This is a genomic window from Halomonas sp. DP1Y21-3 (assembly GCF_019801245.1).
GTDB classification, from domain to species: domain Bacteria; phylum Pseudomonadota; class Gammaproteobacteria; order Pseudomonadales; family Halomonadaceae; genus Halomonas; species Halomonas litopenaei.
Genome location: NZ_JAHVJM010000004.1, coordinates 260579 through 287568, shown reverse-complemented (window position 1 = coordinate 287568; position 26990 = coordinate 260579). Strand labels below are relative to the sequence as shown.

19 protein-coding genes are annotated in these 26990 nt (G+C 64.1%); 17 read left to right on the top strand and 2 right to left on the bottom strand.

The annotated features are described in order from the left end of the window. The first annotated feature begins 6 nt into the window (after positions 1 to 6). From mrdA to KUV74_RS13405, 13 genes are all read left to right on the top strand, one after another. On the top strand, positions 7 to 1893 hold the full coding sequence (gene mrdA, locus KUV74_RS13465) for a penicillin-binding protein 2 (RefSeq protein ID WP_108448861.1): 1887 nt from the start codon (positions 7 to 9) through the stop codon (positions 1891 to 1893). After that, positions 1893 to 3050 (top strand): rod shape-determining protein RodA, encoded by a 1158-nt coding sequence (gene rodA, locus KUV74_RS13460; protein WP_108132837.1) that lies wholly within the window; start codon positions 1893 to 1895, stop codon positions 3048 to 3050. The genes mrdA and rodA overlap by 1 nt, the downstream gene beginning before the upstream one ends. Before the next feature lie 130 nt (positions 3051 to 3180). Next, a complete protein-coding gene (mltB, locus tag KUV74_RS13455) occupies positions 3181 to 4233 on the top strand; it encodes a lytic murein transglycosylase B (protein WP_045992678.1) in 1053 nt (350 codons plus the stop codon). Then, entirely contained in the window at positions 4230 to 5270 is a 1041-nt protein-coding gene (locus KUV74_RS13450) for a septal ring lytic transglycosylase RlpA family protein (RefSeq protein WP_222516717.1), read from the top strand. The genes mltB and KUV74_RS13450 overlap by 4 nt, the downstream gene beginning before the upstream one ends. Before the next feature lie 140 nt (positions 5271 to 5410). Next, on the top strand, positions 5411 to 6631 hold the full coding sequence (locus tag KUV74_RS13445) for a D-alanyl-D-alanine carboxypeptidase family protein (protein ID WP_083970391.1): 1221 nt from the start codon (positions 5411 to 5413) through the stop codon (positions 6629 to 6631). A 144-nt stretch (positions 6632 to 6775) separates the two neighbouring features. After that, positions 6776 to 7084 (top strand): YbeD family protein, encoded by a 309-nt coding sequence (locus KUV74_RS13440; protein WP_045992676.1) that lies wholly within the window; start codon positions 6776 to 6778, stop codon positions 7082 to 7084. After that, entirely contained in the window at positions 7084 to 7755 is a 672-nt protein-coding gene (gene lipB / locus KUV74_RS13435; RefSeq protein WP_045992675.1) for a lipoyl(octanoyl) transferase LipB, read from the top strand. Before KUV74_RS13440 ends, lipB begins: the two co-directional genes overlap by 1 nt. A 67-nt stretch (positions 7756 to 7822) precedes the next feature. After that, complete coding sequence (gene lipA, locus KUV74_RS13430; protein ID WP_045992674.1) at positions 7823 to 8824, top strand: lipoyl synthase; 1002 nt, start codon at positions 7823 to 7825, stop codon at positions 8822 to 8824. 212 nt (positions 8825 to 9036) lie between these two features. Beyond that, on the top strand, positions 9037 to 11802 hold the full coding sequence (locus tag KUV74_RS13425; RefSeq protein WP_222516573.1) for a DUF3141 domain-containing protein: 2766 nt from the start codon (positions 9037 to 9039) through the stop codon (positions 11800 to 11802). A 332-nt stretch (positions 11803 to 12134) separates the two neighbouring features. Then, positions 12135 to 14768, top strand: coding sequence for a type I DNA topoisomerase (gene topA / locus KUV74_RS13420; RefSeq protein ID WP_222516572.1), 2634 nt, complete (start codon positions 12135 to 12137; stop codon positions 14766 to 14768). Continuing rightward, the gene (locus KUV74_RS13415; protein WP_222516571.1) at positions 14765 to 15232 is read left to right on the top strand and encodes a DUF6586 family protein; all 468 of its coding nucleotides are present in this window, start codon (positions 14765 to 14767) and stop codon (positions 15230 to 15232) included. The genes topA and KUV74_RS13415 overlap by 4 nt, the downstream gene beginning before the upstream one ends. 216 nt (positions 15233 to 15448) lie before the next feature. Next, positions 15449 to 16015, top strand: coding sequence for a murein L,D-transpeptidase family protein (locus KUV74_RS13410; protein WP_253028625.1), 567 nt, complete (start codon positions 15449 to 15451; stop codon positions 16013 to 16015). A gap of 198 nt (positions 16016 to 16213) precedes the next feature. Beyond that, complete coding sequence (locus tag KUV74_RS13405; protein ID WP_045992670.1) at positions 16214 to 16477, top strand: Lpp/OprI family alanine-zipper lipoprotein; 264 nt, start codon at positions 16214 to 16216, stop codon at positions 16475 to 16477. Between the two features lie 559 nt (positions 16478 to 17036). Here the strand turns inward: KUV74_RS13405 and KUV74_RS13400 are convergent. Next, on the bottom strand, positions 17037 to 18092 hold the full coding sequence (locus KUV74_RS13400; protein WP_108132833.1) for a L,D-transpeptidase family protein: 1056 nt from the start codon (positions 18090 to 18092) through the stop codon (positions 17037 to 17039). Between the two features lie 117 nt (positions 18093 to 18209). Continuing rightward, a complete protein-coding gene (gene mfd, locus KUV74_RS13395) occupies positions 18210 to 21659 on the bottom strand; it encodes a transcription-repair coupling factor (protein ID WP_222516569.1) in 3450 nt (1149 codons plus the stop codon). Between the two features lie 183 nt (positions 21660 to 21842). On the opposite strand from mfd, the gene KUV74_RS13390 reads away from it, so the two are divergent. From KUV74_RS13390 to KUV74_RS13375, 4 genes are all read left to right on the top strand, one after another. Beyond that, a complete protein-coding gene (locus KUV74_RS13390) occupies positions 21843 to 23300 on the top strand; it encodes a glyceraldehyde-3-phosphate dehydrogenase (RefSeq protein WP_045992667.1) in 1458 nt (485 codons plus the stop codon). 294 nt (positions 23301 to 23594) lie between these two features. Then, positions 23595 to 24944 (top strand): Na(+)-translocating NADH-quinone reductase subunit A, encoded by a 1350-nt coding sequence (locus KUV74_RS13385; RefSeq protein ID WP_108132831.1) that lies wholly within the window; start codon positions 23595 to 23597, stop codon positions 24942 to 24944. After that, positions 24944 to 26170 (top strand): NADH:ubiquinone reductase (Na(+)-transporting) subunit B, encoded by a 1227-nt coding sequence (locus tag KUV74_RS13380; RefSeq protein ID WP_045992665.1) that lies wholly within the window; start codon positions 24944 to 24946, stop codon positions 26168 to 26170. Before KUV74_RS13385 ends, KUV74_RS13380 begins: the two co-directional genes overlap by 1 nt. Beyond that, positions 26170 to 26988, top strand: coding sequence for a Na(+)-translocating NADH-quinone reductase subunit C (locus tag KUV74_RS13375; protein WP_108132830.1), 819 nt, complete (start codon positions 26170 to 26172; stop codon positions 26986 to 26988). Before KUV74_RS13380 ends, KUV74_RS13375 begins: the two co-directional genes overlap by 1 nt. The last annotated feature ends 2 nt before the right edge of the window (positions 26989 to 26990 follow it).

The window sequence follows — 26990 nt, the reverse complement described above, 5'->3', positions numbered from 1 at the left end:
TCTCGCATGCGTAAGCGTCGCGAAACCCTCAAGAACCCCGAGAACGCGCTGCGCATCTTTCGTGTGCGTGCGACGCTTGCCGGGGTGGTCGTGGTACTGCTGTCCGGCCTGCTGGTGGGACGGTTGTGCTATCTGCAGATCGTCCAGCACGAGGTCTACAGCACTCGATCCGAGAAGAATCGGGTGAGGGTGGAGCCGCTGCCCCCGACCCGCGGGCTGATCTACGACCGCAACGGCCAATTGCTGGCCGAAAATCGTCCCACCTACAACCTGACCCTGGTGCGTGAGCGGGTCGATGATCTCGATGCCACCCTGGAGCTGCTGGTCGAGCTGCTGGATCTGCCGGACGAAGAGGTGGACGCCTTCAAGGTGCGTTCACGCCAGCGTCAGCGTCCCTACCAGCCGGCGCTGTTGATGAGTGATCTGACCGAGTCGCAGATCGCCAGGCTCGCGGTCAATCGCCACCGCTTGCCGGGAGTGGAGGTGCAGGCCCAGCTGCTGCGCTTCTATCCCGACGCCGAGATCATGTCCCATGCGCTTGGCTACGTGGGCAGGATCAACGCCGAAGAACTCGAGAGCCTGGATCCGGGCAACTACGCCGGTACCCACTTTATCGGCAAGACCGGGGTGGAGCGCTTCTACGAGGATCAGCTGCACGGTCGTGCGGGATTGAGAAAGGTCGAGACCAACGCCCGGGGGAGGGTGCTGCGTGAGCTGGGGCACACCGACCCCGAGCCGGGGCAGGACCTGACCCTGACCCTGGACATGGACATGCAGCAGCTCGCTGTGGATTTGCTCGATGGTCGGCGCGGCGCCATCGTCGCCATTGCGCCCCAGACCGGCGAAATTCTGGCGATGGCCTCGGTGCCTGGATTCGACACCAACCAGTTTGTCACCGGCATCGACGTCAAGTCCTACCGCGGGCTGCAGAGCGATATCGATCTGCCGCTGTTCGATCGGGCGACCCGGGGCAGCTATCCGGCGGGGTCGACGATCAAGCCGTTCATGGCCATGGCCGGGCTGATCGAAGGGGCCGTTACCCCGGACGAGGTCATCTACGACCCGGGCTACTATCAGCTGCCCAATGACGACCGGCGCTACCGCAACTGGCTGCGCTGGGGTCATGGGCGGGTGAATCTCGAACGCGCCCTGGCGGTGTCCAACAACACCTATTTCTATTCATTGGCCCACGAGCTCGGCATCGATCGTATCGACGAGAACCTGGGGGCCTTCGGCTTCGGCACCCGGGTCGCCGCCGACGTGGCCGGGCAGGGGGATGGTCTGCTGCCATCCAGAGACTGGAAGAAGGCACGCTTCAATCAGCCCTGGTATCCCGGCGAGACGCTGTCGGTGGGTATCGGCCAGGGGTATCTGCAGATCACTCCGCTGCAGTTGGCGGCCGCGACCGCCGTGCTCGCCAATCGCGGCCACTGGGTGCGCCCGCGGCTGGCCAAGCGCATCGGCGACCAGCCGGTGCCGGTGGATCTGCCCGACACGCCGCCGGATATCGAGGCCCCCGAGAACTACTGGACCCGGGTCTTCAACGGCATGGAAAAGGTGTTGTCCGGGCGCGAGGGCACGGCACGGCGCACCGGGGCAGGCCTTCAGTATCGCATGGCCGGCAAGTCGGGTACCGCCCAGGTGTTCTCGCTGGGGCAGAACCAGAAGTACAACGCCGCTGAACTGCGGGAGCGTCTGCGCGACCATGCGCTGTTCATGGCCTTTGCGCCGGTGGAGGACCCTCAAATCGCCATTTCGGTCATCGTCGAGAACGCCGGTGGCGGGTCGACCCACGCCGCGGGGCTGGCTCGGGCCATGGCCGATGCCTGGATTCTCGACCACAACGCCGGTCGTCCGCGCACCGACGAGACCGCCGCCGAGGAGGAAGACTGATGGCCATCGATTTTGTGCGCTCGTTGCGCGGCCACCCGGTGCGTCCCCCGGCCAGCGGTATCGCCCGACGCACCTCGTTTTGGCAAAGGATGCACGTCGATCCCTGGTTGCTCGGCATGCTGCTGGTGCTGATGTGCAGTGGCCTGGCGGTGCTCTACAGCGCCAGTGGCGAGAACGTTCACGTGGTCACCGCCCAGGCGATTCGCTTCGGCGTGGCCTGGGCGGTCATGCTGGTGCTGGCGCAGTTTTCACCGGCGACGCTGATGCGCTGGGCGTTGCCGGCCTACCTGGCCGGCCTGGTGATGCTGGTGGCGGTGGAGATCCTCGGTGACGTCGGCATGGGCGCTCAGCGCTGGCTGGTGATTCCCGGCGTGGTGCGCTTTCAGCCTTCCGAGATGATGAAGATCGCCATGCCGATGATGGTGGCGGCCTGGCTCAGTCGCCACGAGCTGCCACCCAACTGGCGCGCGCTGGCCGGTTGCGCGCTGCTGATCGCTCTGCCGGTGGGCCTGATCGCGCGCCAGCCGGACCTTGGCACCTCGCTGCTGGTGGCGGCAGCGGCGGTCTTCGTGATCCTGCTGGCGGGGCTGTCCTGGCGCTTTATCGGTGTCATGGTGGCGCTGGCGGGGGCAGCGTTGCCGCTGTTGTGGATGAACATGCACAACTATCAGCGCCAGCGCGTGCTGACCTTTCTCGATCCCGAAAGCGACCCGCTGGGCGCCGGCTGGAACATTATCCAGTCGACCACCGCCATCGGCAGCGGGGGCGTCTGGGGCAAGGGGTGGCTCGAGGGCACCCAGTCGCAGCTCGAGTTCCTGCCGGAGCGGCACACCGACTTTATCGTGGCCGTGCTGGGCGAGGAATTCGGGCTGGTCGGCATGCTGGCCTTCCTGCTGCTGTACCTGCTGATCGTCGCACGTGGACTGTGGCTGGCGGGCGCCGCCCAGGACACCTTCGGCAGATTGCTGGGAGGCGGCATCATGCTGACCTTCTTTATCTACGTCTTCGTCAATATCGGTATGGTCAGCGGCATCCTGCCGGTGGTCGGCGTACCGCTGCCCCTGGTGAGCTACGGGGGGACGTCCAGCGTGACCTTGATGGCCGGTTTCGGTATTCTCATGGCGGTCAATGCACATCGCCGGTTGCTGCCACGCTAGGGGTTGGCGACCAGGCTAACGGGAGCCCGGAGAGAGGCGGCGACAGTGGCCACGGTGGGGCCGGCGAGCGAAGCGCTTGCCGGCTTTGCAGGGGCGGCGGCGCCTGCGGGTTCCCCAAGGGAGAAGATCGATGACAGTACCCCTGGTCCAGGGAAGGAAAGGCCTCGGCGCGGCGTTGTGTGGGCTTCTGGCCTCGCTGTCGCTGGCGGCCCAGGCGCAGGATTTCGCCTCGCCGGAGGTCGACGCGATGATGGATCGGCTCGAGCGCCAGGGCGTCTCGCGCCAGTGGCTGGAGCGCGCCATGGCCAGGGCAGAGTTCCAGCCGTCGGTGCTGGAGGCCATGAGCGGTGCCGCCGAGCATCACCTGACCTGGGAGCGCTATCGTGGCATCTTCCTCGGTGAAGAGCGCATCAACGAGGGCGCGGCCTTTATCGAGGCCCATCGTGACGCCTTCGATCGCGCTGAAGCGCGTTATGGTGTGCCGCCAGAGGTAATCGCCGCGATTATCGGCGTCGAGACCCGCTACGGGCGTATCACCGGTGATCATCGGGTGCTCGATTCGCTGTCCACGCTGGCCTTTCATCATCCCCGGCGCGGTGAGTTCTTCGAGGGGGAGCTCGAGGCCTTTCTCGACATTGCCTACCAGCAGAACGTCGATCCCGGAGCCTTGAAGGGCTCCTACGCCGGTGCCATGGGCTATCCCCAGTTCATTCCCACCAGCTACCAGGCCTACGCGGTCGACTTCAACGACGACGGCCAGCGCAACCTGTGGACCGATCCGGTGGATGCCATCGGCAGTGTGGCCAACTATTTCGCCGAGCACCGCTGGCAGGCGGGTGGCACCCTGTACTGGGAGGCCGAAGGCCCCAGCTCGGTGCCGTCCTCGATTCGCTTCAACCGCACCGATCCGCCCTACGCCCGTGTTGCCGAACTGGAAGCCCAGGGCATCCAGCCGGTGGAGCCGCTGCCGGGGGATGCCAAGGTGGTGCCGCTGGCTTTGGACATGGAAGACGGCAGCACCCACTACCGCCTGGGTGGGGCCAACTTCTACGTGATCACCCGCTATAACCACAGCCACCTCTACGCCATGGCGGTCACGGAACTGTCGGAGGCCATCGCCGAGGTGCGCTCGCTGGGAAAGCCCCAGTGGTGGCATGCCCTGGACACGGAGGTGAGTTCATGACCCTGCGCGCGCCCTTGTTGCCGACCCTGTCGCTGCTGGTGGCCCTGACCGGTTGTGCCGGCGGTGGCGGGACCGCCCCGGAGACCACTCAGCAGGCGGCCGCGACGCCTCAGGATTCGCGGGCGACGGCGGGTGGGCGCTATGCCATGAGCGGCGACGCCTATCCCGAGACGCCGCCGGACGTCAGTCAGGTGCCGGACGCGGTGCCGCGCGACGAGCCACGCTCACGCGCCGGCAACCGCTCGACCTATGAGGTGTGGGGCAAGACCTACCATGTGCTGGATGACCCGAGTGGCTATCAGCGCGAGGGTACCGCTTCCTGGTACGGTCAGAAGTTCCACGGCTACGCGACCTCCAACGGCGAGATCTATGACATGTACAAGATGACGGCGGCGCACAAGTCGCTGCCGTTACCGACCTTCGCCCGGGTGACCAACCTGGACAACGGGCGGTCGGTGATCGTGCGAGTCAACGATCGCGGCCCCTTCCACGACGACCGCGAGATCGATCTGTCCTACGCAGCGGCCGCGCGGCTCGATATTCTCGACCATGGCACGGGCCGGGTGCGGGTCAGCGTGATCGATCCCGATCAGTGGCAGGCCAGTCGCGGCGCAGGTGCGTCGAGCGACTCGGTCAGCGGGGGTGTGCGCGCCGCGCCAGTCAGCGCTGCGGCCAGTACTGGGACCAGAACTACGGCCAGTACCACAGCCAGTACTACAGCCCGTGCTGCACCCAATGCGGCGCCCAGCGCGCCGTCCGCCGCGTCGCCGGCAGCAGGCCAGAGCGCCCCGCAGGCGCCCGCGGCCGGGACTCCCGGCATCTATATTCAAGTGGCAGCCCTGGGATCGGCGGACAGCGCCCGAGACCTCAAGGCGGATCTGGAGACGCGGTTGAATCAGCAGGTGCGTGTGGCCAGCGCCGCCGGTCTGCACAAGGTGCAGGTCGGGCCGCTGGCGAGCCGCGGGCAGGCGGAGCCGGTCCGCGAACGCTTGCGCCAGGCGGGATTCGCGCAGACCTTTGTCGTCGATGCTCGCTAGGTGTCGACGAAGTGCAGCCGACGCCTCGCTGATCGTCCGGCCGGTCGATGCCGGCGGTTCCAGTGAGGCCGGCTGTTGGAAGCATTGTGCGGTGGCCCTGATCACCGCTTTCCCTGATTGTTGTAACGAGACATTTCACCATGATCGCTAAGTCATCCTTTACTCGCCGCTGGTTGCCCGTGGCCTTTGTATGTGCGGCCCTGGTGGCACCCCTGACGAGTGCTCAGCAGCCCGACTCGCCGACACCGGACGTGCCAGAGCCCCAGGTCATGATCCCGGCACCGCCTCAGCTGGCGGCCAAGTCCTGGATCCTGATCGACGCCAACAGCGGACGAGTCCTGGCCGAGCACAATTCTGACCAGCGCCTGCCGCCGGCCAGCCTGACCAAGCTGATGACGGCGTACCTGGTCGAACGTGAACTTGATCGGGGCAACATCCAGCCCGACGACATGGTGCCGATCAGCGAGAAGGCCTGGCGTACCGGCGGCTCGAAGATGTTTGTCGAGGTCGGTACTCGTGTCTCCGTCGAGGAACTGCTCCACGGTATCGTCATCGTCTCCGGCAATGACGCCAGCGTCGCCATGTCCGAGTATCTGGCCGGCGGCGAGGACCCCTTTGCCGACCTGATGAACCAGCACGCCACCCAGCTGGGCATGGAGAACACCCACTACGAGAACGCTACCGGGCTGCCGTCGGAGAATCACTACTCCTCGGCTCGGGATCTGATGCGTCTGGCCAGGCACATCATTCTGGACTACCCGGAACACTACGCCATCTACAGCCAGAAGCACTTCACCTACAACGGCATCGAACAGGCCAACCGCAACCGTCTGTTGTGGCGCGACCCCAGCGTCGACGGCCTCAAGACCGGCTGGACCGAAGAGGCCGGCTACTGCCTGGTGTCCTCGGGCCAGCGTGATGACATGCGGTTGATCTCGGTGGTGATGGGGACCAGCTCCGAAGAAGCCCGCGCCCAGGAAACCCAGAAGCTTTTGAGCTATGGCTTCCGCTACTACGAGACGCTGAAACTGTATGACCGTGGCGCCGTACTCAATACGCCGCGGGTGTGGGAAGGCAGCACCAACGAGCTCAAGGTGGGCGTCGACAATGGCGTCTACATGACCGTGCCGCGCAACCGCAATGACGAGCTCACCGCGCGCCTGGACATCGACAGTGGCTTGACCGCACCCATCGCCGCCGGCCAGCGGGTCGGCACCATGGAGGTGCGCCTCGGGGACGAGGTGGTCGGCGAGCGTGACCTGGTGGCGCTGGAAGCGGTAGAGCAGGGTGGGCTGTTCAAGCGCATGATCGACAAGGTCCAGCGGTTCTTCAGCGACCTGGTCGGCGGCTGGTTCGACTGATCGTCCCTGTGGTGCGGCCCTGGCGTCAATGCGCGCCCTGTGGTCGCCGTGACGCCGGCCGAGGTGAGCCGCCTCGGCCGGCGTCCTTGGTCGTGATGCCAAGGTTGAGTAGAATACTCGGGTATCCATTGTAAGGGGCATCGGATGAACGACAGGACCTTTCGCGATCTGCGCACCCAGGCAGGGCCGGATCCGGCGGATGTCACCATCACCTTTCCCTGCGACTATCCGATCAAGGTGGTCGGAGATGCTGCCGAGGACTTCGCCGCCACCGTCAGCCAGATCGTGCATCGCCATGATCCTACCTTCGAGGGCAGCAGCCTCGAGGTGGTCGACAGTCGCAACGGGCGCTTCCAGTCGGTGCGGTTGACCATGCGCGCCACCGGTGAAGCCCAGCTCAAGGCGCTGTTCGACGAACTCAAGGCCACAGGCCGCGTGCACATGGTGGTGTGATGGAGGCGATCGACGTCTATCATCTGGGGCTCAAGCCCTATCGGCCAGTGTGGCAGGCGATGCGCGAACTGACCGACACCCGAGATGGCGATACGCCTGACCAGATCTGGGTGGTCCAGCACCCGCCGGTGTTCACCCAGGGCCAGGCAGGCAAGCCCGAGCACCTGTTGATGCCGGGCGAGATTCCGGTGGTGGAGACCGATCGCGGCGGGCAGGTGACCTACCACGGCCCGGGTCAGCTTGTGCTGTACCCGCTGATCGATGTCAAGCGTGCCAGACTGGGGGTCCGAGACCTCGTCAGTGCGCTGGAAGACAGCGTGGTCGATGCCCTGGGCGAGCATGGCATCGAGGCAAGCGCCCGGCCTGACGCGCCTGGCGTGTACGTCGGTGAACGCAAGATTGCCTCACTGGGGTTGAGGATTCGACGGGGTGCCAGTTTTCATGGCATCGCGGTCAATCTCGAGGTCGATCTCACGCCATTTTCGTTTATCAACCCATGTGGCTACGCTGGACTCGAGATGACCCGGCTGGCCGATCTGGTCTCTTCGAGGCTGGACATGGAAGCCGAAGCGCGTCGGCTATTGCGCACGCTGGCGACGCGACTGGGACAACGCGAACTGATCGAGCGCCCCGGCTTGCCGGGAGTGCTCGACGCCCACAATTTTGACTGATCGCACAGGGCACGCCGAAGGCCGTCACAGCAACGTGTCTCCCGAGCGATCCTCACAGGACAGTGAAATGACAGACAGTTCCGCCATCCAGGCGGCGGCCGCCGCCGCCAAGGCCAAGAAGAACGCCCGCAGCGAAAGGGGAGTGAAGCTTCGCGGCGCCGACAAGGTGGCGCGGATCCCGGTCAAGGTGATCCCCACGGAGGAGATTCCGCGCAAGCCGGACTGGCTCAGGGTACGCATGCCGGTGTCCAAGGAAGTCACCCGTATCAAGGAGACCCTGCGACGTCATGGCCTGCACACCGTCTGCGAGGAAGCCTCATGCCCCAACCTGGGCGAGTGCTTCAACGGCGGTACCGCCACCTTCATGATCATGGGCGATATCTGTACCCGCCGCTGCCCGTTCTGTGATGTGGCTCACGGGCGTCCCAACGCCCTGAACGAGCGCGAGCCGCGCGAACTGGCCGAGGCCATCGCCGAGATGCGCCTGAACTATGTGGTGGTGACCTCCGTCGACCGTGACGATCTGCGTGACGGCGGTGCCCAGCACTTCGTCGACTGCATCCGCGAGATTCGTCGTGATAGCCCGAGCATCGAGATCGAGGTACTGGTGCCGGACTTTCGTGGTCGCATGGAGGTGGCGCTGGACATCCTCGAGACCACGCCGCCCGACGTCTTCAACCACAACCTGGAGACGGTGCCGAGTCTGTATCGCAAGGTGCGGCCGGGGGCCGACTATCAGTGGTCGCTGGACCTGCTCAAGGGCTACAAGGCGCGCCGTCCCGAAGTGATGACCAAGTCTGGCTTGATGCTGGGTGTCGGCGAGACCGACGAGCAGGTCATCGAGGTGATGCGCGACCTGCGTGCCCACGACGTGGACATGCTGACCCTGGGGCAGTACATGCAGCCGTCTCGCAATCACCTGCCGGTGGATCGCTGGGTGCCGCCGTCCACGTTCGACTGGTTCGCCGAGCAGGGGCGCGCCATGGGCTTCACCCACGTGGCTTCCGGCCCGTTGGTGCGCTCGTCCTACCATGCCGATCAGCAGGCACACGGTATCGAAGTGAAGTAGAGCGAAAGCGGTATTTCAGCTACCCACAACGCCCGGCATTGCCGGGCGTTGTGTTTTTGAGCGTACCCGCTCTACAGTGAATCTCCTACACGATGTGCAGCTCCGAAAGGAGGGGGCTTCGCAGTACCTGCATTATTGCGCTATATTGCACTGCAACAAGTGCGCAGACGCAAGGATCGCCTGCTGCGCATCACGCAACCCTGGGAGCCTATATGAATGCGTTGATGCCAAGCGCCACCGCGCCCCTGTTCGCGCTGGCGGAACCCTTTGCTCCACTGTTCGACCCCTTCGGCTTCGGCCGTGCCGCGGCCGACTACTGGCGTGACAGCGTCGAGCGCAGCATCCTCTACTGGGATGTCATGCGCCAGCGCGGCAACGAATACCTCGAACATATCGAGAAGACCCGCCCCACCGTACTTGGCTTCGATACCGACATCGTGATGGAAGGCGAGACCCTGCCTCGCCCCGTCAACTATGAGCTTTTGCGCGTGCACCCGCCCGAGGGTGTAGAGACCGATGAACTGGCACGCCCCTTCGTGGTGGTCGACCCGCGCGCCGGGCATGGCCCGGGTATCGGTGGCTTCAAGCCCGACAGCGAGATCGGTATCGCACTGCGCGCCGGCCATCCCTGCTACTTCATCGCCTTCATGCCCTATCCCGTCCCGGGGCAGCGGGTCGAGGACGTGGTTGAAGCCGAGGTCACCTTCCTGCGCCACGTCGCGGAGCTGCATCCCGATAGCGAAAAACCGATGGTCGTGGGCAACTGTCAGGCGGGCTGGCAGATCATGATGGCGGCAGCGCTCGAGCCCGAGCTGTTCGGACCGATCCTGATCGCCGGTGCACCGCTGTCCTACTGGGCCGGGGAGCGCGGCAAGGCGCCGATGCGCTATACCGGCGGCATGACCGGCGGCAGCTGGGCCACCCATATGCTCTCGGACATGGGCGATGGCCTGTTCGACGGGGCCTGGCTGGTGCAGAACTTCGAACGCCTCAATCCGGCCAACACCTGGTGGGACAAGCAGTACAACCTGTACGCCCATGTCGATACCGAAGCCGATCGCTATCTTCAGTTCGAGCGCTGGTGGGGCGGCCATGTGGTGCTGGGTGGAGAAGAGATCCAGTACATCGTCGACAACCTGTTTGTCGGCAATCGCCTGTCCACGGCCCAGCTTGTGACGTCCGACGGGCGCCGTATCGATCTTCGCAACGTGCGCTCCCCGGTGGTGGTGTTCTGCTCACAAGGTGATGACATCACGCCGCCGCCTCAGGCGCTTGGCTGGGTGCGTGATCTCTACGACGGCGTCGACGACATCATCGCCAACGAGCAGACCATCGTCTACTGCGTCCATGACAAGACCGGCCACCTCGGCATCTTCGTTTCCGGCAGCGTCTCGCGCAAGGAACACGCCGAGTTCACCGCCAACATGGACTACATCGACGTGCTGCCGCCGGGGCTCTACGAGACCACGGTGTCCAAGGCCAGCGAGCGGCCCGACGCCGAATTGATCGAGCGGGACTACCTGCTGGAGTTCTCTACCCGGGACCTCGACGACCTGAATCAGGTGGTCAAGCATAGCCCCGAGGACGAGCTGCGTTTCGCCACGGTGGCCAGGGTCTCGGAGATCAATCTGGGGCTCTATCGTCAGTTCCTGCAACCCTGGATTCGTGCCGTGTCGACACCCGAGTCGGCTCGCTGGATGCGCAAGATGCACCCCAATCGCATGGGCTATCGCCTGCTGTCCGATCGTAATCCGATGATGTCGTCGTTGCCGGTGATGGCGGAGTCGGTGCGCAAGCATCGTCATGAACTCGGTGATGACAACATCTTCCGAGTGTATGAGGACATCGGGTCGAGCCTGATCTCGCGGAGTCTGGATGCCTGGCGGGTACTGCGCGATCGCGCCCTCGAGAAGGCCTTCCTTGACCTCTATGGTCAGCCGCTGTTGCAGTCGCTGGTGGGGCTGAAAGGCGCCGTGGAGGGTGAGCGTCAGGTGCCTGGCTCCGAGCCGGAGCGTCGTCGCTTTATCCAGCGTCGCCAGCAGGAGGTGCGCGAGCAGGTGGCGCAAGGCGGCGCCCACGAGGCCGTGATGCGCTCGGTGATCTTCGTGCTGGGTGGTGCTCCTGCTACCGATGGCCGCAATTTCCGCCGCCTGCAGGCGTCACGCAGCGAGCTTGAGCCGGAGCTGCGGCTGGAAGACTTCAAGCATCTGATGCGCGATCAGTTCTTTATCCTGAAGCAGGATCGTGAGGCTGCGCTGGAGGCCATTCCCGAGCTGCTCAAGGGGCTCGATGCCAAGACGATCGACGGCCATATCGAGCATATCGAGCATGTACTGGCGGCCAGCGGTGAGCTCAGCGAGCACGCCGCCGCTCGTTTCGAGCGTATCAAGGCGCTGTTTGGCAAGGCCCGTCCGGCAACGCGTCGTACGGCCCGCCGCAGTGGTGGGGCCAGTGGTAACAGCAGCGCCAAGACGTCGCCGGCTAGCGGCACGTCAGCCAAGCGCGGCACTCGTCAATCTGCAAGCGAAGCTTCCCGCGTCGAAGGGCAGGCCCAGGCCGCGCCCATGGCCGACGCCGAGCCTGCTGATGCGCCTGCGGCAAAGGCCCAGGCGAGGACCGAGGCGAAGCCGGCTGCCGAAGCGAAGCCTGAAACTAAACCTGAGGCGAAGCCCGAGCCCAAGCCTGCGGTTGACGCTAAAACCGAGGCCAAGCCCGAGACCAAGCCCGAGTCCAAGCCGGCGGCTGAAACTAAACCTGAGGCCAAGCCCGAGACCAAACCGGCGGCTGACGCTAAAACTGAGGCCAAACCTGAGGCCAAGCCTGAGGTCGAGACCAAGCCTGTGGCTGAGGCCGAGCCCAAGGCTGCCCAGGCCGCCACGCCAGCCTCTCGCGAGGGAGGCAATGACGCCGAGAAGGCGCCTGCAGCGACCCGTCGGCGCAGCACTGGATCGCCCCGAGGGCAGCGGCGCAAGCGCTAGTCAAGCGCCTGACCGCCTTCGATGATCGAGTGTGAGACATCGACCATTCCGCTTGCCCCTGCTTCGTGCAGGGGCAAGTCGGTTCTGAGGGGCGGCTTGTCGGCCGTCGAGGTAAGGGCTAGTCTCTTGGCGATGTCAGGTGGACGCCAGGGCGTCAGTCGTGGGGAAACGACTGGGCATGCGTCTAGCCTGCCTGGGGCTCGAACCGATGTGACTGGCGCGACGTTCGGCGCTGGGTTAGGGTAAGCGCATTTTTCCCGTCCACCATCGGCGGGAGTGGCACATACTGGCGTTCGCCAAGGAGCGCGGCGCCCTGACTACTGTGGAGTACTATGGGCAAGTCTCTGGTCATCGTCGAGTCGCCCGCCAAGGCGAAGACGATCAACAAGTACCTCGGCAACGAGTTCATCGTGAAGTCGAGCGTGGGTCACATCCGTGATCTTCCGACCAGCGGCTCTGGCAAGGCGGCTTCCGATCCCAAGGAGCGGGCTCGCCAGGCGGCCGCGACGCGCAAGATGTCGGCTGAGGAAAAGGCGGTCTACAAGCAGCAGAAGGCGCATAGCCAGCTGATACGACGCATGGGTATCGACCCTGACCATGGCTGGCAGGCCAACTACGAGATCCTGCCGGGCAAGGAAAAGGTCGTGGCCGAGCTCAAGAAGCTGGCGGAGAAAGCCGACACCGTCTATCTCGCGACCGATCTGGACCGCGAAGGGGAAGCCATCGCCTGGCACCTTCGCGAGACCATCGGTGGGGACGAGCAACGCTATCGCCGGGTGGTGTTCAACGAGATCACCAAGAATGCCATCCAGGAAGCCTTCACCGACCCCGGTCAGCTGAACATGCCCAGGGTCGAGGCCCAGCAGGCTCGCCGCTTCCTCGATCGTGTGGTGGGCTTCATGCTGTCGCCGCTGCTGTGGGCCAAGGTAGCCCGCGGGCTCTCGGCCGGTCGTGTCCAGTCGGTGGCCATGCGCCTGATCAGCGAGCGCGAAAGCGAGATTCGCGCCTTCGTGCCCGAGGAATTCTGGGACGTTCATGCCGACCTGGTGACGCCGGACGGCGAGGCCATCCGCTTCGAGCTGGTACGTCAGGATGGCAAGACGTTCAGGCCCACCAGCGAGAGCGAGACCCTCGAGCGCATCGCTGCGCTGCGCAAGGCCAGTCTTGCGATCACCTCGCGGGAAGACAAGCCGACCCGGTCCAAGCCCAACGCCCCCTTCATCACCTCGACGCTGCAGCAGGCCGCCAGTGGCCGGCTGGGGTTCTCGGTGAAGAAGACCATGACCCTGGCCCAGCGGCTCTACGAGGCGGGCTACATCACCTATATGCGTACCGACTCGACCAACCTGTCCCGCGAGGCAGTGGAGAGCGTGCGTGACTATATCGGTGAGGAGTTCGGCGATCGCTACCTGCCCGAAGCCCCTAACCGCTATTCCAGCAAGGAAGGCGCCCAGGAGGCTCACGAAGCCATCCGGCCGTCCGAGGTGTCCCGTCGCTCGACCGACCTGGCGGGCATGGAGCGGGATGCCGAGCGCTTGTACGAACTGATCTGGCGGCAGTTTGTCGCCTGCCAGATGACCCCGGCGGAATACCTGTCGTCGACCCTGAGCGTGGTGGTGGACGGCTACGAGCTCAAGGCCAAGGGCCGGGTGCTCAAGTTCGATGGCTACACCCGAGTGATGACCCCCATGGGGCGCAAGGAAGAGGATCAGGCGCTGCCGGATCTGGGCGAGGGCACCCCGATGCACCTCGACGCGCTGGACCCCAGGCAGCACTTCACCAAGCCGCCGGCCCGTTACACCGAAGCCAGCCTGGTCAAGGAACTGGAGAAGCGCGGCATCGGTCGCCCCTCGACCTACGCCGCCATCATCTCCACCATCCAGGATCGTGGTTACGTCAAGCTCGAGAACCGACGGTTCTACGCCGAGAAGCTGGGCGACATCGTCACCGAGCGACTCAAGGAGTCGTTCCCCGACCTGATGGACTACTCCTTCACCGCGCGCATGGAGGATAGCCTCGACGAGATCGCCGAGGGCGAGCGTAGCTGGCGTGAGCTGCTCGACGCTTTCTATCAGGAGTTTCGCGGGGAGCTGGCCAAGGCCGAGAGCGACGAGGGGATGCGGCCAAATCAGCCGGTACCCACCGATATCGACTGCCCCACCTGCGGGCGCAAGATGCAGATTCGTACCGCCTCGACCGGTGTCTTCCTCGGCTGCAGTGGCTACAACCTGCCGCCCAAGGAGCGCTGCAAGACCACCATCGACCTGCTGCCGGGTGAAGAAGCTGTCGCCGCCGATGCCGGCGAAGAAGCCGAGACCGATGCCTTGCGTGCCAAGGAACGCTGTCCGGTGTGTTCCACCGCCATGGACAGCTACCTGATCGATGAAGGGCGCAAGCTGCATATCTGCGGTAACAGCCCCGACTGTGACGGCTACAAGATCGAACAGGGCAAGTTCCGCATCAAGGGCTACGACGGCCCGGTCATCGAGTGTGACAAGTGCGGCTCCGAGATGCAGCTCAAGTCCGGGCGCTTCGGCAAGTACTTCGGCTGCACCAGTGACAGCTGCAAGAATACCCGCAAGCTGTTGCGCAACGGTGAAGTGGCTCCGCCCAAGATGGATCCGATTCCGATGCCGGAGCTGGCCTGCCAGAAGGTGGAAGACCACTACGTGCTGCGCGATGGCGCCAGCGGGCTGTTCCTGGCCGCCAGCAAGTTCCCGAAGAACCGGGAGACCCGTCCGCCTCTGGTCAAGGAACTGAAGCCCCACGCCGACGAGCTGCCGGAGAAGTACCACTACCTGCTCGATGCGCCGGACCAGGACCCGGATGGGCGCCCGGCTCAGATTCGTTTCTCGCGCAAGCTCAAGGAGCAGTTCGTGATGACCGACGGGGACAATGGCAAGGCCAGTGGCTGGAAGGCGAGCTGGGACGGTAACAAGTGGGTGGTGGAGGACAAGCGCAAGTGACACCGCGGGCCCGCACCAATCAGTTGTTGTATCAGGCGCAGTTGCTGCTGGACGTGGCGCCGGGTGACGACGAGCACCAGGGCGCCAGAAAGAGGGCCAGCGAGGAGGGCGCCCTGGCGTTGTTCGAGCTGGCGATCGACGCCCTGCTGCGCGACGTCTGCGAGCATGCGCATCTGGCGGAACATGACTGGCGAAGCCTGTTGCTGGGTGATGACCCACCCGCCGTGGCCGAGGTTCATCGGCTACGTGAGCTGGCCCGCGACGGCAGCAGTTGGCTATACCGTGTCATCGGTCATCTCGAGGCGCTGCACGGCGATGACGGTGCGAGTCGACTTCGCTCGCCGGCATTGTCCGGGGTAATTGCCGTGGACCGGCAGGCGGATCTGGGGCAGGAATTGCAGCATTGCCTCGAGGCGGCCAAGGTCGAGATCGCCGCCTTACGCCAGACCAGTGAGGAATGGTAAAGGCAGAGTGTCGTCGGCCGGCGACGCTTCTGTGCGCCGTCGTTTGATAGCTGCGACAGAGCTCGTTTGCCTGCCGTGAAATCGGCCAGGTTCCGCGTGAAGTTCCGCAGAATCGGGATTACACTGCGTCACAGATGTTTTCGTTTATTCACAGTGAGTTTATCCATGTTCGCCCAGAGTCAACGTCGCCGTTTCATCCAAATGATACTTGGTGCCATGCTGCTACTCCCTCTGGGTGTCAGTGCCAGCATGGACATGGTGGAGGACCAGCTTCGCCGTGCCATTGTCCCGGACTCCTCCAGCGAGATCTGGGTCCTGATCGATAACCAGGACTCTCGCCTGACGGTGTATCGCGGGGGGGTGGAGCTGGCTCGATACTCACCGATTTCGGTCGGTAGAGGGGGCGCCAAGTCCCAGCGGGTCATGGGCGACAAGACCACGCCAAGAGGCGAGTTCCACGTCAATCGCTTCAACTTCGACAGCAAGTTCGACATCTTCATCGGCCTGGACTATCCGACGCCCACCCACGCCAGGATGGCGCTGGAGACGGGGCTGTACAGTCAGCAGGATTACGACGACTATTTCGACTACTATCGCCGGCATCGTAGCCCGCCCCAGCAGACGATCCTGGGCGGTTATATCGGCATACACGGAGTCGGCGATGGGGACATGGACATCCATCGCAACTTTGACTGGACCAACGGATGTGTCGCCGTGACCAATCATGAAATTCGGGAACTTTCCGGCTTGATTGATGTTGGCACTCGCGTCGTCATCCGCTAGTCTTTAGGGGCGCAAGGGACGTTCAAGACTATGGACAAGCGCCGTTGTGTATTATAAAACAGCGTTTGACTCCTGTGCTTAGCAGCACAAGTCGCTGCAAGAAAGGCCTGCCTTTGCAGGAAGCCTGATGGATACATACCCTGATCGGGTATGTTACTGTCACCAACGCAGTACCAAGGAAGACTCAAGGAGAACACCATGACTCTGAAGACTACCCTGAAGCTGACCGCCGCCGCCGCTTCTCTGGCCGTTCTGGCTGGCTGTGCTTCTTCCAGCGCTCTGGAAGAAGTCCGCATGACCGCTGAGTCCGCTCAGGCCGACGCTGCAGAAGCTCGCAGCATCGCCACTCAGGCTCAGAACACTGCCAACCAGGCACAGCGTGACGCTCAAGCGGCCCTGCAGCTGTCTCAGCAGAACCGCGAAGAGATGAACCGCATGTTCGAGCGCTCCATGCGCAAGTAATCGTTTCGCATCCCGTTCGCGGGATTGAACGACAGGACGTCAGGGTTTCATCGAAATCAGGTCGTCCAGGTCATGAAACGATAGGCTGAGGCCCCACCGAAAGGTGGGGCCTCAGTCGTTTGTGGCGTGTGATCATTGCATGACGATTGATGGTGGGCGGGAGCTGCCAGCCAATCGTCTGACCGCTGCCTGTTCCTTCATCTGACGGCTGCCTGTCCTGTCGCTTGTCTCCTGACGGCTGACTCTCCTCTGCCTGACGGCTGCCTGTCCTGTCGCTTGTCGCCTGACGGCTGCCTCTCCTCTGCCTGACGGCTGCCTGTCCTGTCGCTTGTCGCCTGACGGCTGCCTCTCTTCTGCCTGACGGCTGCCTCTCCTCTGCCTGACGGCTGCCTCTCCTCTGCCTGACCACTGACTGCTGCGGATGCGTCGTTTGAGCTGGATCAAGGTGTCGCCACCATGCCGACGAGGCTCGCTCTGGAAATGTTGGCGCCAAAAAAAGGCGCCCCTGTCGGGGCGCCGTGCACGTCACGTGCTTGATGTGGTGCCTGTGGTCGCCGGTTCAGCCTTCGTGGCTGACCTGTCCCAGCAGGGCAGGCTCGTCGGCGATCAACTCGATATGGTCATAGAGGCTGCCAGGCAGCGGCTTGGGTTCTGCCGGGGTGGTGGTCTGCATGGCGACCGGAAGGCCGCTGGGCGTCTCCATGGCGCTACGCAGGCGCGCAAAGTCGACGTCGTAGTCCTTGTCCTTGACGGCGGCCTCGACCTCCTCGATAGCGGCGGTCATGTCCTCGATCGGCGCGCCTTCTTCTTCGTCGAGGTAGGGGTAGGCCTGGACATAGAGGTGCTCGTCGGACCAGCCGAGCTTCAGCGGTTCGTTGACCAGTCGGACACGGGTGCCCACCGCGACTTGATCGAACAGATTCTCTACATCGTCGGGCAGCATGCGGATGCAGCCGTGGGTGACGCGCATGCCGACGCCCTCGGGCTTGTTGGTGCCGTGGATCAGGTAGCCGGGGATGCCCAGGCGCATCTTGCGCGTGCCCATGGGGTTGTCGGGTCCGGGCGGCACCACGCCGGGCAAGGGGTCGCCGGCCTCGGCGTGTTCGCGGCGAATGGAGGCAGGAGGATACCAGGACGGATTCTTGACCATCTGGGTGATGGTGGTGGAGCCCAGCGGCGTCTTCCAGTCCATGCGGCCCACAGCGATCGGGTAGGTCTGCACCGTACGCGGCTCGCCTTCCTTGGCCGGGGGGTAGTAGTAGAGGCGCATCTCGGCCACGTTGACCACGATGCCGTTGCGCGGTGCATCGGGCAGGATGAACTGGGCCGGGATGGTCACTTCGGTACCCTCGCCGGGATACCAGATGCTGATGTCGGGGTTGGCGCGGGTGATGGCGTTGAAGCCGATGCCGTGCTCGTGTCCGATATCGATGAGGGTGTCTTCCTCGTCGGCTTCGACGGTGTAGACCTCACCGATCAGGTCGCCTTCTTCGGGCAGCAGGTAGTGGCCCCGGGGCAGGTCGTCGGCCGCCGCCAGAGGTGCCGCCAGCGCGCCCACGACGCCACACAGGGTGGCGAGGCGGACGAGTGGCCGGCGAAGTGAAGTCGAAGTCATTGCAGCAGTCTCGATAATGGGTGAAAGCCGGGGATCACCCGGCCGGAATTTGCGGTGTCCTATGTACATAGATTGCCCGCTAATGCGGCGTTGCGCCAGTCCCTTGCAAGGGATGGCTCAGGCCGCCTGAGTCTTTCGATTGAGTTGGTCCAGCAGCGCCTCGACGGCCTCGAAGCGGGTCTCCTCGGTGGCCATGTCGGCCTGGAAGCGCAGGGTGTCGGCGCCCTCCAGTCGATAGCGTTCCGGCGCCCCCTGGATCAGCCCCACCAGCGTCAGCGGATCCACCGCGGTCTGGCCGCCGAACAGCACGCGTCCGCGCTCGGCGCCCGCGTCCAGGCGCACGATACCGAGCCTTTCGGCACGCTGCCTGAGGCGGGTCTGGCGCAGCAGCGTCTTGACCGGGGCGGGCAGCAGGCCGAAGCGATCGATCATCTCCACACGCAGTTCCTTGAGCTCGGCCTCGTTGTCGGCGTTGGCGATGCGCTTGTACATCACCAGACGCTGCTGGACATCGGGGAGATAGTCGTCGGGAATCAGCGCGGGCAGGTTGAGGCTGATCTCGACGCCTTCCTGCAGCGGCGCCTCGATATTCGGGGTGCGGCCTTCACGGATGGCCTTCACCGCCCGGTCGAGCATCTCCATATAGAGGCTGTAGCCCACCGCCTCCATCTGGCCGCTCTGTTCGTCGCCCAGCAGTTCGCCGGCGCCGCGGATTTCCATGTCGTGGCTGGCCAGGGTGAAGCCAGCGCCCAGGTCTTCGGCCTGGCCGATCGCCTCGAGGCGCTTGACCGCATCTCGGGTGATCGAGCGAGGCGGCGGCGCCAGCAGGTAGGCGTAGGCCTGGTGGTGGCTGCGGCCTACCCGGCCGCGCAGCTGGTGGAGCTGGGCCAGTCCGAACTTGTCGGCACGCTCGATGATGATGGTGTTGGCGCTGGGCACGTCGATGCCGGTCTCGATGATGGTCGAGCACACCAGCACGTTGAAGCGCTTGTGATAGAAGTCGGACATCACCCGTTCCAGCGAGCGCTCGGGCAGCTGCCCATGGGCCACCGCGACGCGGGCATCGGGCACCAGTTCGCGGACCTTCTCGGCGGCTGTCTCGATGGTCTTGACCTCGTTGTGCAGGTAATAGACCTGGCCACCGCGCAGTATCTCGCGCAGGATCGCCTCCTTGATCACGGCTTCTTCCCGCTGCTGGACGAAGGTCTTCACCGACAGGCGTCTGGCCGGTGGGGTGGCGATGATCGACAGGTCGCGGATGCCGCTCATGGCCATGTTGAGGGTTCGCGGGATCGGCGTTGCGGTCATGGTCAGTACGTCGACCTCGGCACGCAGGGTCTTGAGCCTTTCCTTCTGGGACACGCCGAAGCGATGCTCTTCATCGATGATGACCAGTCCCAATTCCGGGAAGTCGAGCTTCCGAGACAACAGCTTGTGGGTGCCGATGACGATATCGACCTTGCCTTCGCGAACGCGCTTGAGGGTGTCCGTCTGACTGCCGCTGCTGGTGAAGCGGGACAACAGCTCGATATCCACCGCGGTATCGGCGAAGCGGTCACGGAAGTTCTCGAAATGCTGGCGGGCGAGCAGGGTGGTCGGCACCAGCACCACCACCTGGCGACCGGACTGTACCGCAAGAAAGGCGGCACGCATGGCGACCTCGGTCTTGCCGAAGCCGACGTCGCCGCAGACCACACGGTCCATCGGGCGCGGTGCGGTCATGTCCTGGATCACCGCCTGGATGGTGACCCGCTGATCCGGTGTCTCCTCGAACGGGAAGTTGGCCACGAAGCGAGCGTACTCCTCATCCGGGGCGGCACAGGCGAAGCCTTCCCGGGCCTCGCGGCGGGCATAGATGTCGAGCAGCTCGGCGGCGGTATCGCGGATCTTCTCGGCGGCCTTGCGCTTGGCCTTTTCCCACTGTTCCGAGCCCAGTCGATGCAGCGGTGCCAGTTCATCGTCGGCACCGGCGTAGCGGGAAATAAGGTGCAGGCTGTCCACCGGCACGTAGAGCTTGGCGCCGTCGGCGTACTCGAGGCTGACGAATTCGGCCGCCTGGCCGCCGGCTTCCAGCGTTTCCAGCCCGCGGTAGCGGCCGACGCCATGGGACTGGTGGACCACCGGGGCGCCGACCTTGAGTTCGGAAAGGTGGCGTACGGCGAGTTCGTTGTCGTCGGTGGCCTTGGCCTGGCGGCGGGTCTGGCGCACGATTTCGCCGAACAGCTCCGTCTCGGTGATCACACTGACCGCGGGGGAGCCGAGCGACAGGCCGCTGGAGAGCTGCCCCTCGGCGATGGCCAGGCGAGAGCTGCCGGCGAGGAAGTCGGAAAATCCGTCCGCGGCGTCCAGTGCACCGGTAGCGGGGGCCAGCGTCTCCTCCAGCGCTTCCCGACGCCCCCGGGACTCGGCCACGAACAGCACCCGCCGCTCTGCGTGCTCGTTCAGAAAGCCTCTGAGCGCCGCCAGCGGATCCTTTGCCCTGGCATTGATCGCCACCTGGGGGGCGTCGCTGGCATCCGAGGGATGGGCGTGGGGATGCTCGCTGTCTGCTGTCAGCTCGACCCTGGGGTGGGTCTTGATCAGCCCGAACAGTTCCGCTTCCGGGATGAAGGCACGGTGGGGCGGCAGCAGGGGGCGGGTCGGATCGACGCCGAGATTTTCGTAGCGGGTGGTGATCGCCTGCCAGTGGTGCTCGGCGGCTTCGCGGCAGCCGGACATAAGGGCGACGCGGGTGTCCGCGGGCAGATGGTCGAACAGTGAAGCGGTGGCCTCGAAGAACAACGGCAGATACTGCTCGAGACCGGGTGAGGGGATGCCCTTCAGCGCATCGACATAAAGCGGGCACTGGCGTGGGTCGACGTCGAACAGGGTCTCGAAGCCTTCACGAAAGCAGGCGATGGCCGAGCGTGACAGCGAATACTCGTGCGCCGGCAGCAGGTCGATCCGCTCGACCTTGTCGAGGCTGCGCTGGGTGTCGGGGTCGAAGCTCCTGAGGGTGTCGATCTCGTCGTCGAACAGGTCGATGCGAAGCGGATGGTCGCTGCCCATGGGAAACAGATCGATCAGGGCGCCACGCAGGGCGTATTCCCCCGGCTCGAAGACGGTTTCCACCGCCCGGTAGCCCGCCCGTGACAGCTGTTCGCGGAAGGTTTCCCGCTTAAGGGTGGCGCCGACCTCCAGGGTCAGCACCCGTGCGGCGATATAGTCCACCGGCGGCAGGCGCTGCATCAGGGTATTGATCGGTACCAGCACGATGCCGTGCACACCATCCTGCAGATGCCGGAGGGTGCGCAGGCGTGACGAGACGATGTCCTGATGGGGCGAAAAGCTGTCGTAGGGCAGCGTCTCCCAGTCGGGAAAGGGCAGTACCGGCACGTCGGCATAGAAGGCCAGTTCGTTCTCGAGCCTCAGTGCCTCGGCGGTATCCTGGGTAATCACCAGCAGTGGCGCGTCGGCAGCCAGTCGCGAAAGCGCCAGGGCGCTGGCGCTGCCGGCGGGCGTGGTGAGGTACAGGGTGTCACGGGCGCCCCGGGGACGCGGCGGATCGAGCGGCGAAAAGGTAGGCATAGAGGATGTCGTTTCGCTGGCGTTCAGAGGTCGAGCAGGCATCATACCAGCCCGATCTCGCTCATGTAGTCAAACCGCGATTTGTGTAATGGGCCTACAGGAGGTGCGACCATACAGTCATTGCCCCTTTCAAGGGGGGAGCTGATAATACGCTCGTTTCCCCATCAGACTTAGAGGTCTCTCGTGAGCCAGCAACCCGATATCGTCTTCCAGCAATGGCACGACAACCAGGCCGTGGCCGAGCAGATGATCCCGCTGATCGGCAGCCTGTATCGTCGCAATAACGTGGTCACCACCATGTTCGGACGTTCGCTGTTCAACCGCAGCGTCATCCGCATCCTCAAGGACCATCGTTTCGTCAGGAAGATCGAAGGTACCGAGTTGTCGGTGCAGGACACCTTCCCGCTGGTACAGGCGATGACCCAGCTGAATCTGGGGCCGGCTCACGTCGATGTGGGCAAGCTGGGTGTGGCATTCAAGAAGCAGGGCGGTGGCGATGCGCTGGCGTTCATGCGCGAGCAGCTGGCCGAGATCGTCGACTGTCACGATCCTGACGCCGGCAATGGCGAGCCCAAGGACGTGGTGCTCTACGGCTTCGGCCGGATCGGCCGGATCCTGGCCCGTGTGCTGATCGAGAAGGCCGGTGGCGGCAACCTGCTGCGCCTCAAGGCCATCGTGGTGCGCGGTCGTGGCGATATCGCCAAGGATCTGGAAAAGCGCGCCAGCCTGCTGCGTCGTGACAGCGTCCACGGTCCCTTCGACGGCACCATCAGCGTGTGCCCGGAGACCCGCACCCTGACCGCCAACGGCAACGTGATCCAGGTCATCTACGCCGATTCGCCGAGCGATGTCGACTACACCGCCTACGGCATCAACAACGCCGTGGTGGTCGACAACACCGGTATCTGGCGCGACGAGGCTGGCCTCGGTCAGCACCTGGAGTGCAAGGGCGTGTCCAAGGCGCTGCTGACCGCCCCGGGCAAGGGCGACCTGAAAAACATCGTCTATGGCATCAATCATGGCGACATCACCCAGGATGATCGCATCATCTCCGCGGCGTCCTGCACCACCAACGCCATCGTGCCGGTATTGAAGGTGATGAACGACGAATACGGCATCGAGCATGGCCACGTCGAGACCGTTCACTCCTACACCAACGATCAGAACCTGATCGACAACTACCACAAGGGTGACCGTCGCGGACGCAGCGCACCGCTGAACATGGTGCTGACCGAGACCGGTGCTGCCAAGGCGGTTTCCAAGGCACTGCCGGAGCTGGGTGGCAAGCTGACCGGCAACGCCATCCGCGTGCCCACGCCCAATGTGTCGATGGCGATCCTCAACCTGTCGCTCGAGCGCGAGACCGACGCCGAGTCGCTCAACGACTACCTGCGCCGCATGTCCATCGACTCGGCCTTCCAGAAACAGATCGACTTCGTCGACTCGCCGGAGGTGGTCTCCACCGACTTCGTCGGCAACCGTCACGCCGGCATCGTCGACGCCAAGGCGACCATCGCCCAGGGCCGCCACGCGGTGGTCTATGTGTGGTACGACAACGAGTTCGGCTATAGCTGCCAGGTGATTCGTATCCTGCAGCAGATCTCCAACGTGGCCTTCTGTAAGCTGCCGCGTCACGCCTAGTCCGTGCCGAGCGGGGCGAGAGTCTCGCGTTGAGGTAGCTCGAATACCCCTTGCCAACCTTGTTTGGCAAGGGGTTTTTCTGTTTGGGATGGAAGCGGTTTTGCAGAATCACGCAGTTCTGCGACGTTCGATCATGTGGTCAATCCACTGGCTTGTCTTTATAATGCTGGGGATTTTTCGGGGTGGTTCGATGTCGCCTCGGCGTGACTGGTGATGCGTGGCTTATAACAAGAATTCCTCTCATTTCCACCGAACCTCCGTCCATTATCTACGATCCATCAACTGGGCGAGTCTATGATCGAAGTCAAGAAAGGCCTGGATCTCCCCATCACGGGAGCGCCGGAGCAGCGTATCGAGGATGCGCGACCGGTGCGCCACGTGGCGCTCCTGGGGACCGACTATATCGGCATGAAGCCGACAATGGAGGTCAAGGAGGGGGACAAGGTCAAGCTGGGCCAATTACTGTTCACCGACAAGAAGATCGAGGGCGTGCGCTTTACCTCGCCGGCCTCGGGTGAAGTAGTGGCGATCAATCGCGGGGAAAAGCGCAGGCTCCTGTCGGTGGTGATCGAGGTCGACGACAGCGCCGAGGCCGAGTCCTTCACGGCTCATGGCCGCGATGCGCTCGAGTCCCTCGAACGTCAGACCGTGGTCGACCAACTGGTGGAGTCCGGTCTCTGGACCGCGCTGCGCACTCGCCCGTTCTCGCGTACCCCGGCGCCCGACGCCGTACCCACCGACATCTTCGTCACCGCCATCGACACCCAGCCGCTGGCCGCCGATCCGTCGCTGGTCATCAACGAGCAGGCCGAGGCGTTCGAGGACGGCCTCAAGGTGCTGGGACGACTGACCGAGGGCAAGGTGTTCCTGTGCACCGCCACCGATGCCCAGATTCCGGGCACCAAGGTCAAGGGCGTCCACCACGAGAGCTTCGCCGGTCCCCATCCTGCGGGCCTGGTCGGTACCCACATTCACTTCCTGTCCCCGGTGTCGCTGCAGCGTCGCGTCTGGCACATCGGCTATCAGGACGTGATCGCCTTCGGCAAGCTGTTCAGTGAAGGCAAGCTGGACCTGAGCCGAGTGGTCGCCGTGGGCGGCCCGCGTGCCGAGCGTCCGCGTCTGGTGCGTACCCGTGTGGGTGCCAGCACTGACGAGCTGCTGGATCACGAGATCAAGTCTGCCGATGACACCCGCGTCATCAGCGGAGGCGTGTTCTCCGGCTTCACCGCCGAAGGCAGCCTGCGCTACCTGGGCCGCTTCCACAACCAGATCACCCTGCTGGAAGAGGGCAACAAGCGTGCCTTCATGGGCTGGTTGTCGCCGGGTGCCAATCGTCACTCGGTACTGGGTATCTACCTGTCGAGCCTGAAGGGCCTGCGCAACTATGCGCCGACCACCTCGACCAATGGCTCCGAGCGCGCCATGGTGCCGGTGGGTGCGTATGAAAAGGTGATGCCGCTGGACATCATGCCCACGCAGCTCTTGCGTTCGCTGATCGTCGGCGACATCGAGTCGGCGATGGAGCTCGGCTGCCTCGAGCTGGATGAAGAAGACCTGGCGCTGTGCACCTATGTGTGCCCGGGCAAGTATGAGTACGGTCCCATCCTGCGTGACAACCTCACCATGATCGAGAAAGAGGCCTGATGATGGGTATTCGACAGACACTCGACAATCTCGAGCCGCACTTTCACAAGGGTGGCAAGTACGAGAAGTTCTATCCGCTGTACGAGGCGGTGGACACTATCTTCTATGCGCCTCCCAGCGTGACCAAGACCACGGCTCACGTGCGTGACGGCATCGACCTCAAGCGCATGATGATCACGGTGTGGTTCTGCACCTTCCCGGCCATGTTCTTCGGCATGTGGAACGCTGGCTGGCAGGCCAACGAGGCCATTGCCGCGGGTTACGACTCCATGGGCGGCTGGCGCGAGATGATCCTGCTGACCTTCGCCGGTGGCCACGATGCCGGCAGCCTGTGGTCCAACTTCGTGCTTGGCGCTACCTACTTCCTCCCGATCTACCTGGTGACCTTCGTCATCGGTGGCTTCTGGGAAGTGCTGTTCGCGATCAAGCGCGGCCACGAGGTCAACGAAGGCTTCTTCGTCACCTCCGTGCTCTACGCCCTGATCCTGCCGGCTACCATCCCGCTGTGGCAGGTGGCGCTCGGCATCACCTTCGGTGTGGTGATCGGCAAGGAAATCTTCGGTGGTACCGGCAAGAACTTCCTCAACCCGGCGCTGACCGGTCGTGCCTTCCTGTACTTCGCCTATCCGGCGCAGATCTCCGGTGATGCCGTATGGGTCGCCGCCGACGGCTTCACCGGCGCGACGCCGCTGTCTACCGCCTACCAGAGCGGTATGGCCGCACTGCAGGACCAGTACAGCTGGTGGGACGCCTTCCTTGGCTTCATTCCCGGCTCTGTGGGTGAGACCTCGACGCTTGCTATCCTGATCGGGGCGGTGGTGCTGATCGGCATGAAGATCGCCTCGTGGCGGATCGTTGCCGGCGTGTTCCTCGGCATGGTAGCGATGAGCTCCATTCTCAACCTGATCGGCTCCGACACCAACGCCATGTTCGCCATGCCCTGGTACTGGCACCTGGTGGTGGGTGGCTTCGCCTTCGGCATGGTGTTCATGGCCACCGATCCCGTGTCGGCGTCCATGACCAACCCGGGTCGCTTCATCTTCGGCGCCCTGATCGGTGTGATGACGGTACTGATCCGTGTGGTCAACCCGGCCTTCCCCGAGGGCATCATGCTGGCGATCCTGTTCGCCAACCTGTTCGCGCCGCTCATCGATCACTTCTTTGTTCAGGCCAACATCAAGCGTCGCGCCAAGCGCACCGCTGTCGTGGCCGAGGAGACCGCCTGATGGCACAAGGTAACAACTCCATCAAGAAGATCCTGACGGTCGCCTTCTCCCTGTGTATCGTCTGCTCGATCATCGTGTCGACGGCGGCGGTGGGGCTCAAGGCGCGCCAGGAGCGCAACCAGGAGCTGGACCGCAAGTCCAACATCCTGGCCGTGGCCGACCTGTACGAACCGGGCATGGACGTCGGCAAGGAGTTCTCCCAGGCGGTGACCGCCAAGGTCGTCGATCTCGACACCGGGGAGTACACCGATGAGGTCGATCCCGAGACCTATGACGGCTTCCAGGCCGCCAAGGATCCGGCCCAGTCGCGCACCCTGTCCGGGGAGAAGGACATCGCCGGTCTCGGCCGTCAGGAGCAGTTCTCCACCATCTATCTGGTCGGTGACGAGAACAACCCCGAGCAGATCGTGCTGCCGATTCGTGGCCAGGGCCTGTGGGGCCTGATGCGCGGCTACCTGTCTGTGCAGGGTGACGGCAACACCATCGGCGGGATCACCTTCTATTCCCACGCCGAGACACCTGGCCTGGGTGGCGAGGTCGACAACCCGCGCTGGAAGGCGCAGTGGGAAGGCAAGGAAATCTACGCCTCGAGCGACACCATGGAGCCGGCCATCCAGCTGGTGAAGGGTGGTGCCAGCGAGTCCACCGAGGTCGACGCCCTGTCCGGCGCGTCCCTGACCAGCCGCGGCGTGACCAAGCTGGTGCAATTCTGGCTGAGCGAGGAAGGCTTCGGTCACTACCTGGCGCGCTTCCGCGATGGCGTGGACAGCCAGGCCAGCGCCGACGCCAGCCCCTCTGACGACAGCGAAGGAGCCTGACG